We start from the raw sequence: 13,968 nt of genomic DNA, 5'->3' as shown, positions 1-13,968 counted from the left end.
AATGCTATTTGGTTAGATAAGCGCGTAAACCTGGTTGAACTTTAGCTAGACTACCATCAATCACAATACCTATAGAATATTTAGGCATAACATCGGTAATTCTAACTTTTGCTAAGACTTTACTATCAAGTACGATATGTTGCCCAGTAGCAGGATCTAGCGTAACCCCACCACCTTGACGAACTTCATAGACACTTCCTTTGATAACTCTATTACCACCTTGATTAAAATAAATCTCACCATCATCAACTTTCAAGACTTGAAGAGGATATATAGCTCCAATAACTTGGTCTGATATTGTCTTACCTAGCTGCTTACCTAAATAACTTAACAGCTGCATATAATTAGCATCATCAGCGTTAGCATATTGATTAGCAATATTTGTTGGTACTTCAATAGTAACAACATTTGACCATTTAACCTCCATTGTCGCTAACTCTACCATACGATAAGCTACAGTAGCAGAAACATTTAGTGTCGTAAAATCTTCACCATAGTATGTGGTTTTGTTTTTAGTTATATTTAGATTTAGGATATCACCAGTAAGGATAAAGTCCGCGCCTATTTTTTGGTTAAGCTTGTCCTTCTCATTATCTGTATCAGAGTTAAGTATACGCTTAACTTCTTTTTCATAAGCTTTCTCATCATTTACATCACGATTTGATACTCTAAATTTACGCGACTGCGTGATTTGTGCAATGATACTATTATTTAAACCTGTTTGGAGTTGCTTTTGATCAATATTACCATCTATCTTGGCACCTTTTGTGTCAAAAGGTAATATTGCTACTCTAAACATTTTTAGTTTATTACGCTCATCTACACCCTTATAACCAATACTACTAGCTGAGTTAAGCATAGAGCTCGCAGAAATCATAGTTGCACTAGCTGAGGAGAGCATACTAGTACTTGCTAAAGGATGCTGTGCAGTAATAGCTGTAGCTGTGACAAAAATTACGGATGATACTAAAAGAGTAATTAATCTTTTTTGCATGATCAAGACCTTAGTATTGGTTTAGGTACTTATTATCATCACTTTGTCTGATAATTATCTTACCATTTAGAGAACTTTGACCACTTTCAGCATTTTGAGTATTTTGCTTACGATACTCATCATAGCTAAAGTTTTTAATCTTATTAGCTGTAGCCACTTGCTTAGGATCCCATTTAAGTACTACACCATAGACAATATTCTCAGTACCTGGTAGCTTATAACGCCATCTCTTGACAGTTTTAAGACCAATAATATCTAGATTTGCTTTTGTTTTATAATATGTCGATAATGTTTTTTCAATATCTGTAGCATCTATCCTACGTGTTTGTTGGGTCTTTGTATTTTTAGCCAGAGTACTTGATATATCCTCAGACATAGTCAATGCTTCTTGTGTCGACATCTGACCTGCAATTAGAGTAACAAGATTTGCTCTTGCCATAATTGCTGCTTGTTTGTAACTATAATCACTTGCTGAAACACCTTGAATACTTGGGCCATTATATGAACCTTGACCATAAGCTAAAATATATGGTTTGTTATCTTCCCCAAAACCAACACGGATACCATAATCACCCATCATATCTTCACCTGACTTATCTTTGTATAAATCAGATGGTGATTGACCGCCTTTGCCAACTATTACCGGCTCATTACCATGCTTAATATCCTCAAACATCCCTTTAATTTTACCTGAGTAGATAACTACAACACCAATAGCAGCATTGCCATCTTTTTCAACCACAAAGGTCTTAATCGGTAATAAACCTGATAAATTACCAAAACCTGTAGTTAAGCTTTTTATTGTCATTTGCTGGCTTAATAAAGCCTTTTTCTTCTCTTCTGGTGTCGCAAAATCATTCGGATTTAAGCCTTGTTGTTTAAGCTGATTATCTAAATTTGCTTCATCAAGAGCCTTTTGCTTAGCATCAATAGCTGCTTGCGTTCCCTGTTTTGGTTTATCAGCATCTGTATTGATCTCATTCGCGGTTGAGCCTTGAGTGCTATCTATACTTAAACTCTTGTCAACTTTGGTATTTGCTGAGATAAATGATATATATTCTGCCTGAGCCTTTATTAGCGCTTTCTCAAAAGCAAGCTGCGCACTATCAACATAGTTTGAATTTGTTTGATTAACAGATGCTGTACCTATCGCAGAACCAACATAATCATACCTATCTCTGAGGTTATTTTGATCAATGTAATTTTCCATAACATCGTTTAATATCTCTTCTACTGATCTTTTATCTTGAGTAGTTGTTGCAACTGGTTTAGAGCCTGAAGAAATAGCATTATTTAAATTAGCAACGTCTGCTCCAATATCAACTTTTGCTTGTGGTTGCTGCTGGGTAATTTTAGCGTCTACAGCTGTAGCATCTGCAGCAAATAATGAGCTTGCCAGCAACGACGAGGCAATTAATGAAGTTAAAATTTTCTTTCTCATATAATATCTCCTTTTTAAGATCCTAACAGTAATTAAGAATATCTACTTATTTATATCTTACCAACCAAAAGTTGATTTAATTTGAGATTTACGAATCTGTTTATCATCTTGCCATACAACCAAACCTGTTTTTAGATCCATCATTTTTAGTGTAGCTAAGAAGAACTTAGATCTCTTATCACCATCAACATTAGTATTATCAATATCTTGGATAGAACCATAGACCATATATCTAGCACCAATATGCTGTCCAATCTTAGTTGCAGTAGCTTGATCAACCATACCACTATTTGCTTGGTAGCCAAGTTGTTCACGGACATTTTTGATCTGAGACATATCTGTAACTTGGAATAACCCTGATTTTATAATCTGTGTTTGAACAGTGTTTGATAGCATAGTCGTATTAATATGCTCACGAGTCTCATTACGGATATTACTAAAAAACAATGTCGGCGTATCCATAGCAGTAATCTTTTTAACTGCAGGTGAATTAAGCATATCCTCAGTCATTTTATTAGTAATAGCTTGTAAATCTGTTGAACTAAAATTTATCGATGTTGTATCAACGCCATTTGGATCTTCATATGCTACAGTAGTTTTACCACATGAACTAAGTGCTAATACTAAACTAGCAGATATAGTTGTAAATAAAAGTTTTTTTTTCATTGAGTGTGTTCGTTGCTTTAAAAATTACTTATATAGCGATTATAACAAAAATAATTAATAATGTTATTGTTAATAAATAGTAAATAGCTACTTTAGAAACTAGAGCATAACATATACACAAACTAAGCCTACTTGCTTGATTAAGTATTGTTTGAAATTCTTGTTGAGATAACTTTATATAGATTTGTAAATGTCATTTTTATTATCAAAAATACTTTTGTTATTAACTCTTTGCAAAATTAGTAACTAGCTTTGAGTTATATTGATTATTTATTATTAAGCGCAAAGCTAATCAATAATGCTTAAGCATTTTAGCAATATTGTTTAAAACCATTTCTTTATTACCAAAACATATTTGAGCGCATTGGTTTTATAGCAAAAACTACTATTAAAATAGCATACACATACCAGGGCACCACAATTAGTATAGGTACAAGCACTACTAACATACATGCAAAAAAGAATTGACTAAAGAATAAAAGCACCTGATAAGAAGGCTTATTTGTTTTAATATACATCCTAGCTTTCTCGATATACGATCCTTCAAATGAAAATAGGTGAATCACTATTGGAAATACAGCTGTTAGAAACATCAGTAAATAAAAAATCCAACTTACTGTAGTTAAAACCAAATAATTAGTTGCTACCAGCACACCAACTAAAAAATAGACAATTTTAACTAATGCTATATCTACTAATGTAAACTGCTGCAATTTTTCCGCTAAAAATTGTTCTTCATACATAACCTTTTCCTTATAATTTTAGTCATCTGCCTGCTTATAATAATAACTTATAAGAATAGGTTTTTAAATAAACTCATAAGCAAATTATATTTTTTAAAAGTCATTAGAGTTACAAGGTAAATTAGAATACTAAGCTTAAATTTTAATAACGCCTAATTGATCTGCAGGAACTTCTTTTTCTTCAGTTTGAGTATCTCCATTACTATCTTCTGTTTTCTTAACAATCTTTGCTGTTTTACCGTCTGAGTTAATTGTAATTGAACTAAACTTTTTGAATACCTGAGGATTATTCTTGGCTTGAGTCGTGCCAGATTGTGCTTGCATTTGAGTAATGTTTTGATCGATATTAGCAAGCATTTTATTAAAGTGCTCATCTAATAGCTGTTGTTGTCTTTGAAAGTTTGCCATCATTTGCTCAATAGGATCTTTAGTGATAGTTTGAGAGCTTTTATCCTGAGGCTTTTGCTTAACCCAACCAACACTACCATCTTTGTTATCAACTATCTCGATCCAATCACCTTTTGAAAAAATTGCTTTATAGCGCGGGTTTTGATTATCTATATTCGCGAGTTTTTGTGATTTATTATCTGGTTTTGCATACATTGTATAGCTATCAGCATACACCCCAGAAACTACTGTTAATCCTAAAATTGTTGCTAGAATCTTCTTCATTTTAGCCTCCGTTTTTTACTTTAAATATTTTATACATAAAAGACTTATTTGTTTAAATAAGTTTTATAGCTATTTTTTCAAGACACAAAGCTATTAATTAACTATAATTACATTATATAACTGAAATTATAAACCAAATACGATGAGTAACAAGTAGCTGATGATGATAAAAAGATAGCTCAGTTCACAAAAACAAAATTTGAAGAAAATGGTATCAATACCACTGTAGCTTTTGTTGGTAATAGCTTTGATAATTTTTGATAATTTTTTTACTTTATGCCGTTATTAATATAACCACTTTATGCTTCCAGAATGAGCCAAATTTAAGTACTGGCCGCATGCAATGCTATTAGCCTTGATGATTTTTGATATTGCAAAAAATAATAATGCAGTCAAATTAGATTAAAGAAGGCAACAGAAATAACCTGCCCGTTATCAGACTTTTGACAAAATGATAGTTTGTTCTAAAGATTCATTGTTGATTGAATTTAGTTTTATAAATATTTTCAATTCTTAAAATATCAGAAGGGCGTTCCGTCTTCCTTAGTTCATATAACAACAACATGTCATCAAGGCTTAATAAAGGTATTCCATCTATAATGTCAACATAATGGTCTTTAAAAAAACTAGTTTGTTTTTTTGAAAATTTCATTAATCTTTCCATTGAAACAAAATCAATGTTCAATTGCTGTTTACTTTTTAAAAAATCAAATTTAGCTCCAGTATTAGTTTCTATTAAAGAAAATGGTTCTTCAAGATAAGTTTCTTTAATATGATTTTTTATACAATTTTTTAAAGTATTAAAAAAAGGAGTTGATTGTTCGATACTTATAAAAAAAATATCTATATCGTTTGGTAATGGATTAAAATCATTAAATCTCAAGGAATAAGCATAAGAACCACCTATAGCAAATTTAAAATCAGAAATCTTTAGCAAAATTCTAAGAATATAATTAATTTTCTCAGAATATGATTGAATATTTATGTTTTCTTTTTTAGGTTCATCAGTTAAAGAAATAAAGTTGTTTGTTTTAATATTGTTGTTTACTTCAATAGGAAATAGTATGGGTCTTTTCATAATTATATTTAGATTTAATTGAGATCATATAAATATTATAGAAAATAAAAGCAAAATAAAAAAGGCTTTCCCTGATTTTACAAATTGATAAAAGGCTCTTTTTATAGTTTGTAATTTTAACAGATAAATAAAAAATAACATTTTTGTCCTATAGGAACGGAACCCTTAAATTAGAATTCATTAATACATCAATAAAGATACTATAAGTCACTACATCTGCTAGTTTATAATCCTTAGCTCAATACATTATCTTCTAGTTGCTCAGCTTCTTTAAACGCTTGTAGGGCCTGTTCAAACTTCCCATTTTTGCCAGCAGCATCAATAAAGCTGGTATAAGTCACCGCATCTGCTAGTTTCTGCTGCTTAGCCTTAGCTTCATCAAACGCTTTTTGTGCAGCAGCAAATTTTCTATACCTATTTAAAGCATTTTTAAAAGTGTTTAAATTATCATTATTAGGGTATTCTATTATTTGAAAAAATGAGTCACAAGCTTCAAACGAAAGAAATGATAGTTTGTGAAGCAGTTGGTTTGCGATAACCAAATCAATTTTTGGATTATGGCGTAAAAACTCATTGATATCGTTTAGAGAACTTTTAGGTTCCAGTGTCTCGGATAGTTTTTTGTATTTCCCTTTATTTTGATTACTATAATCAATACTTACATGCGAAAAATCGATTTTTGTAACATTAGAGGATTTTGTGGGTAAATATGGCGTAAAGGCTTTTTGCATACCATAACTAAAATTACTCAAAGACAAACAAGTACACTTCCTATTACTACAATTTTATTCTTATTCATAATTTAAATTAAATTAGTTAATTAAGTAATATTTATTTTGCCATAATTTTTGGCATATAAACTATTATTTTTTATTAAGGTATAAATGAAATTACGCCAAACATGTCTAGGCTGTCTATTATAGCTAAACTATAGTGTTTTGATTGGATCTAAATATCTTTAACATTAAATCAACAGTCTCGATTATATAGCCTAAGCTTTTTATCTTAACTTGTAAATTTTGCATAAGGTGAGGCAATTACATTTTGTGAAGGCTTGGCACATCAATCAACTTTAATTCGCTTATTCTGTGAGAAATTAACCTCAAGTTTTGGCAAATTGACATTAATTATATGATTCTTGGTATATGAAAGAATACTTAGAATTGTTTGAGATTTTAAACAACCTAAAAAAAGTTGCTTGATTTTAAGATTAAAGTACTATTAAGCTTTCACCTTAGATTTATTTTTTCTCCTATATCTTGTTTTTTTCTTTTTAACTTTTTTATTTTGCTTAATTTTTTTATTAGCAGATGGTTTATCTAAGTTATTATCACTAAATGTTTTTTTTGGATCAAATAATTCAAAATCTATCTGAATATTCTCTAGATCAGCACGTACAACTCTTACAATTATATCTTGACCAATCTTATAGACTTTATGAGTTCTCTTGCCTATCAATATATCTTTAGTCTCATCATAGATATAATAATCACCCAGAATTGCTGATACATGTATCAATCCCTCTATATACATATCTTTTAACTCAGCAAAAAGTCCTAAGCCATTTATATGCTTGATTTGTGCCTCAAGAATATGTCCAATATAGTCTTGCATAAAGTAGCACTTAAGCCAATTCTCTACCTGTTTAGATGCTCCATCAGCATTACGCTCTTGATCTGAAGCGTTCTCACAGATATTTGCTAATTCTGAAGGTTTATAATCAGCTCCACCATGCTCATATTCACCAATAATTGATTTGATTATTCTATGTACTACTAAATCCGGGTATCTACGAATTGGTGAAGTAAAGTGTGTATATTCACTATATGCCAAACCAAAATGACCATCATTATTTATACTGTAAACAGCTTGATTCATACTGCGAAGAGTCATCATCCGAATATCATCATAGTCAGGACGATCTTTGATACTATCTAACATCTGTGCTAATGCTTTTGGACTGACTTTACCATTTTTACCATAAGCAAGGTGTACACCATGCTTAGCAAGATACTTTTTCAGAGTCTCCATCCTGTCTTGTTTAGGTTCACTATGAACCCTAAACGGCGAAGCCTTTTTATGTTTTATTGTAAATTTAGCTGCAGCAACATTCGCCACAAGCATACACTCTTCAATTAACCTATGTGCATCATTACGATGTCTTGGCACGATTGACTCGATGTGATTATGCTCATTTAGTATAATCTGTGTTTCAACTGTATCAAAATCTATAGCTCCTCGTTCTTCTCTAGCTTGGTGAAGTACTTTATACAAGTCATATAAATCAAATATATTAGGAACTAGCTCAGGAGTATTCTCAACTATAGTATTTTGTTTCTTTTCTAGAAGCTTGGCAACTTCTGTATATGTTAAACGTGCCTTTGAGTTTATTAGCGCAGAATAGAACTTATATCTAGAAAGCTTACCAGTCTTAGATATACTCATTTCACAAACAAGAGAATATCTATCCTCATTAGGCCTCAACGAGCATAATCCATTTGATAGCTTCTCCGGTAACATCGGTATTACATAACCTGGAAAATAAACAGATGTTGAACGACGCTTAGCATCTAAGTCCAAAGCTGAATCTTTCTCAACATAATTTGAAACATCTGCAATCGCTACATATAATTTCCAACTACCACTTTTAGTTTTATATGCATAAACAGCATCATCAAAATCTTTGGCATCTTCACCATCTATAGTTACAAAGTGTTTATCGCGTAAATCTACTCTAGCACTGACACTTATCTCTTCTGAGATCTCATCTAGATACCTTAGCGCTTTTTTGCTCCACTGTTCTACCAAGTCATATTTTTGAGTCGCCATCATCATCGCTTCTTTAACTGGCGATACAGCTTCTACCTCTTGTTTAAATCTAGCTACTGCGACACTATTTATACTAGGATAAACTATTATTTCAGCCTCTATCAACGAATTATGCTCTATTTTTTGCTTCGGTGGTAATAGCACTATATCATTTGTCATGTTCTTACTTATCGGTTTTAAGAAATGGCAATCAAAACTCTTATAATAGTAACCTGTAATAGTTTTTTGTGCTCTTGAAACGATTGTTTTGATTTCTGCTTCAATACGTCCACGTTTATTAAGGCCTAAAACTTTTGCTGTGACCTCATCTCCAACCATTACTATTTTCGCTTGATGAGAGACAATGCCAACCTTATTATTCAAAGTATGACTAAATAACTCAAGTCGAGAATCTTTACCAGATGTAACTTTAGATGTTATATATATAGGTGCCAAATCTGGTAAATTATAATATGACTTATCTTTTTCTAACTGGCCATCTCTAACCATTGCACCTAAACGATTTACAAGACCTTCAAAAAGATTTTTTTTAAAAATCTCTAAAGCATTTGCTATATTCTCAATACTTACAGGAAATTTTATATCTCTTATATAATTTAAAATCACTTCCCTACTTGGAATTGGATTTTCATATTTTTGAGCTTCAATCTCCCTATTTGGATCATTATGTACGCTATATTTACTCACTTATCAATATATCCTGATCAAAAAATTTTTTATTAATCAACTTACCTTTATCAAACTCCGCTATAGCTACAAATTTATCATCATCATATATTCTTATAGTTTTATCTAAATCTGGTTTAGCAGCTAAGAGCCCTCTCTTATATAAATCATCTTTTTCATTTTCTTCTAGAGAATATATAGGTTTGTCAATAAACACACTCTCTATACTAGCTATACTAGCAATTTTTAACTCAAAATTTAAATCTTTTAATTGATCTAGCTCAAATGCCTGAGCTAATTTAAAAGGTCCACTTTGAGTTCTCTGCAGAGCTATCAAATGGCCTCCACAACCTAGCTTTTTACCAATATCTATAGCTAAGCTACGGATATATGTTCCTTTTGAACATTTAACTCTAACTTTCAAAGTATCCTCATCAAAGTCTAATAACTCTAGCATATAAATGTTTATATTTCTGGATTTAACTTCAATACTCTTACCTTCTCTGGCAAGTTTATAAAGAGGTTGACCATTATGTTTAATTGCTGAGTAAAGAGGTGGAATCTGTGAAATATTACCACGAAAACTTGTTAATACTTCTTCTATTAGCTGGTGTGATAGGCTTGGTATATTATTATTTTTTGCTATTATTTGACCTTCAGTATCGCCACTATCTGTTTCAATACCAAGCCTAATTGTAGCAATATATTCTTTATCAGCATCAAGCAAATATTGTGCTATCTTAGTAGCTCTACCAAAGCATATCGGCAAAACTCCTGTCGCCATAGGATCTAAGGTACCTGTATGACCAGCTTTTTGTGCATTAAATAAGTATTTTAATTGTTGTAAAACTTTATTTGAACTAACACCTTTAGCTTTATTGATCACTACTATACCATTTAAGTTTAATTTATTTTTTTTCATGCAATCCTTGTTGTGATAACATTTCTATCAGTTTTTCGGCAGCTTTTTGCTCAGCTTTTTTTCGTGAAGCTCCTTTAGCTTTAACCTCAAGATTTAAATCTTTTGATACCGCAATTACAGTAAATTGCTGCTCATGATCTTTACCTTCTATAGTTTCAATACTATATTCTGGCAAACTTAAAGCATTTTGGAGTAGAATCTCTTGGAGCTTTGATTTACTATCTTTGACTTTTATACTATCTAGATTAATATCTGATATCACTGACTGATACCATTTCAATATAACTTTTTTGACAGTTGCAAAATCACTATCTAAATAAATAGCTCCTATCATAGCCTCAAAAACATCTTCTAATATCTTTTCGCGCTTTTGTCCACCTTGCTCACTAGCACCTAAAATAATGTACTCATCCATTTTAAGGCTTAAGGCTAATTGTGCTAAAGTTGCTCCTTTGACTAATCTGGATCTAATCTGCGAAAGTTTTCCTTCTGCTAAATCTGTAAATTGTAGGTATAACGCTTCAGCAATTACAAAACCTAAAATAGAGTCGCCAAGAAACTCTAATCTCTCATAATTTTTTTTAGACTTACTTCGATGTGTCAAGGCTCTTATTAGAAGAGTATAATCTTTGAAACTATAACCAAGAATTTTATAAAATCGTGAATATTCAGGAATCATTTTTAATTAAAAGACCTTACCAATTTCATCCCAGCGAACTTTCTTATCTATCTTATCCCAGCTCATCCAGACGACTTTTGCTTTACCAACTAAATCTTTCTCTGGTACAAAGCCCCAATAGCGACTATCTTCACTATTATCACGATTATCACCCATGACAAAGTATTGACCAGATGGAACTTTAAGATTTTCAAAATCAACCCCTTTTATAGACTCCACCCAGTCAACTTCATGCTTGACACCATCAAGGTTCTCTGTACAAATGGTATCGCCACCACCATTGGCTAAAGACTGATTATAATAGTTCATAGCATCGCGGTTACAATTAGTATACTCAAGCTTCTTACCATTTATTGTTAGCATTTTATCTTTATAGGAAATTACATCCCCTGGTAAACCAATCACGCGCTTAACAAAATCTACATTAGGATTAACTGGAAAATGAAACACTACAATATCACCTCTTTTAGGTTCACCAACCTTTATCAAATTTTCATTTGAAAATGGTGCTCTGATACCATAAGCAGTTTTATTTACAAAGATAAAGTCACCAACTGGAAGTGTTGGTGTCATTGATGCGGTAGGAATTAAGAAGTTGCCAATTAGGAAAGTTCTAAGTAGAAATACTACAAAAAATACGCTAAATAAAGATCTCGCTTGATCAGCTATAAAAGGTGCTTTTAATCCCCTATCTTTATAAAATTGGCGTTTTTGTTTTTTAGGAAGTCCTTTTAATTCAGCGGCATAGGGAGCTAATCTTGATTTTTGAAAGAATGTAAAGTCGATAATATAAATCAACCCACTTGATATAGTTAAGAACAAAAGCCAAAATGTAAAACCTAAATTTAGAAAATAGTTTAAGATTTCCATGAAGTTTACTTAATTACTTTATCCTTTTGTACGAAGTAACCAACTCCTCTAATAGTTTGAATAAAGTTAGGAACATTTATTTTCTTTCTTAAATTATGCATATGCACTTCTAGCGTATTTGTATCCATTTCTTTATCAGTAGAATAAACTTCTTCTAAAAGCTGAGTTTTAGGCACAACCCTACCAGCATTCTGTACTAGTATTGCAAGAAGAGCTAATTCTTTTTTAGATACCGGAATAATAACACCATCTTTAGTGACTGTTTCAGAATTTGGATTGAAACTATAGTCACCGAATCTAATTTCCTCACTACCTCTTTTCCCAGATCTAGTATCCACTCGACGTGAAATAGCTTTAATTCTAGCAACTAGCTCTTTTAACTCAAAAGGCTTAGTTAGATAATCATCAGCACCAAGATCTAAGCCTTTTATTCTATCTTCTAGACCATCTCTAGCGGTCAATAAGATAATAGGTACTTTGATACCACGGTTTCTAACGTTTCTTAAAACTTCTAAACCAGTTTTTATTGGCATACCGATATCTAAAACAATTATATCATACAAACCAGACTCTATAAAAGTTTGTGCTGCTTCACCATCTGAAACTAGGTTTACCATTAGCCCTTCTTTTTGTAAAGCTTCTAATAAGCCTTCACCTAAATTAAGATCATCCTCAGCCAACAATAGTCTCATAACTCACCTTTGCTATTAAAAATTTTTTGTAGTACATTTTAATAAAACAAGTATATAGCATAATATACATAAAATAAATATTTATTTAAAATTACCAAGGACCCAAAAAATTTGCTCAAAATCTTAGTTACTAACTGATTATCGCAGTACTGAATTCTTTGGCTAGTTCTTGTGCTCTAGCTATATTTGCTTGAATTGCATTATCTATAATTCTTCCAAGTTCAAACTTCTCAAAAGTGATTAATGCCTCATAAGTTATGCCTTTTTTCGAAGTTACATTTTTTCTTAAAGCTGACATATCCTCATCACTATTTAAAGCCATCTGCGCGGCTCCCAAACATGTTTGAGCAACTAGTTTCTCTGCTTGACTTTTGTCTAAACCTTGTTTGACTGCTGCATTAACCATATGTTCCATAAATTGGAAATAATATGCAGGTCCAGAACTAGCTATAGCTGCAATAATATCAATTTCTTTCTCATCTTTAACAACCGTTACAATCCCAATTGTCTGCATAATATCTATGACTATGGCTTTTTTATTAGCAGTAATATTGCCATTAAAATAAATTCCAGTAGCACCATAGCCTAAACTACTAGGCGTATTGGGAATTGTTCTAGCAAAAGAAATCTCTTTATTAAATAGTCTCTCATATGCATTAGTTTGTATACCTGCAGCAACCGTTACTATTACCTGCCTAGATGTAATTGACTCTCTGATATCTTTAATAAGATCAGGCATATTTTGTGGCTTAATCGCTAAAATAAGGATATCAGCACACTTAACTGTATCTAGTAATGAATTGGATACCCCGATATTGTATTTGTTATACAAGCTTAAACGCTTATGCTCATTTCTATCAAAAACAATTATATCTTGACTTTTATAACCATGTGAAGTCATACCCGCAATCATTGCTGCTGCCATATTGCCTCCACCAATAAAACATATTTTCATAAATTCAACCTGCCAATTATTTCAAAATATATGTTTTTAAAGGATAACATTTACAATAAATATTGCTAATATATCTTAACCAAATAACTTGTATAAAACCTATCACAATGAAGGAAATAGTTTTAGCCTCTAGCAACAAGGGCAAAATTAGAGAATTTACTAATATCTTTAAACAAAAGAATATCAGGATTGTCCCCCAAACAGATTTTAATGTTCCAGACGCTGATGAAACAGGACTTAGTTTTATAGAAAATGCGATCCTTAAAGCAAGAAACTGCTCTAAACATACAGGATTACCTGCGATTGCTGATGATTCAGGGCTTGAAGTATTCTCTTTAAATGGTGAACCTGGAATATATTCAGCAAGGTATTCAGGAAAACATGGTAATGACAAAGCTAATATACAAAAATTACTAGCTAAGTTAGCTGGAAATGATAATAGGAACGCTAGATTTGTTTGTGCTCTAGCCTATGTAGAGCACGAGCTTGACCCAACTCCAAATTTAGCATACGGTTTTTTAGAGGGACAAATAGCTTATCAAGTTAGTGGCTCAAATGGTTTTGGTTATGATCCTATATTCATATTACCACAATTACAAAAAACCTTAGCAGAAATTTCTGAATCAGACAAAAATAGAATAAGCCATAGAGCTATTGCTCTTAATAAAATAATACAACTACTAGTAGAAAACTAAATTTTACCAATTCAGATTATATAAATATTGTCGTTATATGCTACAATGTAGCAATAAGTGTCACTA

The 13,968-nt window shown here is 31.7% G+C and carries 14 protein-coding genes; 1 reads left to right on the top strand and 13 read right to left on the bottom strand.

What is annotated here, in order from left to right; all coding sequences use genetic code 11:
• Nucleotides 1–4 precede the first annotated feature (4 nt).
• From CGC45_RS01675 to proC, 13 genes are all read right to left on the bottom strand, one after another.
• Nucleotides 5–994, bottom strand: a complete 990-nt coding sequence (locus CGC45_RS01675; protein WP_071628672.1) for an LpoB-related protein — start codon at nt 992–994, stop codon at nt 5–7.
• A 10-nt stretch (nt 995–1,004) separates the two neighbouring features.
• Nucleotides 1,005–2,435: a DUF6844 domain-containing protein gene (locus tag CGC45_RS01670; protein WP_071628671.1), complete on the bottom strand. Its 1,431-nt coding sequence runs from the start codon at nt 2,433–2,435 to the stop codon at nt 1,005–1,007.
• Between the two features lie 57 nt (nt 2,436–2,492).
• A complete protein-coding gene (gene lpoB / locus CGC45_RS01665) occupies nt 2,493–3,101 on the bottom strand; it encodes a penicillin-binding protein activator LpoB (protein ID WP_071628670.1) in 609 nt (202 codons plus the stop codon).
• Nucleotides 3,102–3,442: 341 nt separating this feature from the next.
• A complete protein-coding gene (locus CGC45_RS01660) occupies nt 3,443–3,844 on the bottom strand; it encodes a hypothetical protein (RefSeq protein ID WP_071628669.1) in 402 nt (133 codons plus the stop codon).
• Between the two features lie 135 nt (nt 3,845–3,979).
• Nucleotides 3,980–4,516 (bottom strand): hypothetical protein, encoded by a 537-nt coding sequence (locus CGC45_RS01655; RefSeq protein WP_071628668.1) that lies wholly within the window; start codon nt 4,514–4,516, stop codon nt 3,980–3,982.
• A 472-nt stretch (nt 4,517–4,988) separates the two neighbouring features.
• On the bottom strand, nt 4,989–5,594 hold the full coding sequence (locus CGC45_RS01650) for a hypothetical protein (protein WP_071628667.1): 606 nt from the start codon (nt 5,592–5,594) through the stop codon (nt 4,989–4,991).
• 233 nt (nt 5,595–5,827) lie between these two features.
• Nucleotides 5,828–6,352 carry a pentatricopeptide repeat-containing protein gene (locus CGC45_RS01645; protein WP_071628666.1) on the bottom strand — a complete coding sequence of 175 codons (525 nt, stop codon included), beginning with the start codon at nt 6,350–6,352 and terminating at the stop codon, nt 5,828–5,830.
• A gap of 463 nt (nt 6,353–6,815) precedes the next feature.
• A complete protein-coding gene (gene rnr / locus CGC45_RS01640) occupies nt 6,816–9,110 on the bottom strand; it encodes a ribonuclease R (RefSeq protein ID WP_071628665.1) in 2,295 nt (764 codons plus the stop codon).
• Nucleotides 9,103–10,011, bottom strand: a complete 909-nt coding sequence (gene truB / locus CGC45_RS01635; RefSeq protein ID WP_071628664.1) for a tRNA pseudouridine(55) synthase TruB — start codon at nt 10,009–10,011, stop codon at nt 9,103–9,105. The genes rnr and truB overlap by 8 nt, the downstream gene beginning before the upstream one ends.
• The gene (gene rnc / locus CGC45_RS01630) at nt 9,998–10,690 is read right to left on the bottom strand and encodes a ribonuclease III (protein WP_071628663.1); all 693 of its coding nucleotides are present in this window, start codon (nt 10,688–10,690) and stop codon (nt 9,998–10,000) included. The genes truB and rnc overlap by 14 nt, the downstream gene beginning before the upstream one ends.
• Before the next feature lie 6 nt (nt 10,691–10,696).
• Nucleotides 10,697–11,560 carry a signal peptidase I gene (gene lepB, locus CGC45_RS01625; protein WP_071628662.1) on the bottom strand — a complete coding sequence of 288 codons (864 nt, stop codon included), beginning with the start codon at nt 11,558–11,560 and terminating at the stop codon, nt 10,697–10,699.
• A 5-nt stretch (nt 11,561–11,565) separates the two neighbouring features.
• The gene (qseB, locus tag CGC45_RS01620) at nt 11,566–12,252 is read right to left on the bottom strand and encodes a response regulator QseB (protein WP_071628661.1); all 687 of its coding nucleotides are present in this window, start codon (nt 12,250–12,252) and stop codon (nt 11,566–11,568) included.
• A 130-nt stretch (nt 12,253–12,382) separates the two neighbouring features.
• Nucleotides 12,383–13,207 carry a pyrroline-5-carboxylate reductase gene (gene proC / locus CGC45_RS01615; RefSeq protein ID WP_071628660.1) on the bottom strand — a complete coding sequence of 275 codons (825 nt, stop codon included), beginning with the start codon at nt 13,205–13,207 and terminating at the stop codon, nt 12,383–12,385.
• A 107-nt stretch (nt 13,208–13,314) separates the two neighbouring features.
• Between proC and rdgB the strand changes: the two genes are divergently transcribed.
• On the top strand, nt 13,315–13,902 hold the full coding sequence (rdgB, locus tag CGC45_RS01610) for an RdgB/HAM1 family non-canonical purine NTP pyrophosphatase (protein ID WP_071628659.1): 588 nt from the start codon (nt 13,315–13,317) through the stop codon (nt 13,900–13,902).
• Nucleotides 13,903–13,968: the final 66 nt, after the last annotated feature.

The sequence above is a fragment of the Francisella opportunistica genome (assembly GCF_003347135.1).
In the GTDB taxonomy this organism is placed as follows: domain Bacteria; phylum Pseudomonadota; class Gammaproteobacteria; order Francisellales; family Francisellaceae; genus Francisella; species Francisella opportunistica.
The sequence above is the reverse complement of the archived record's forward strand: the minus strand, read 5'-3'. Positions and strand labels throughout refer to the sequence as shown.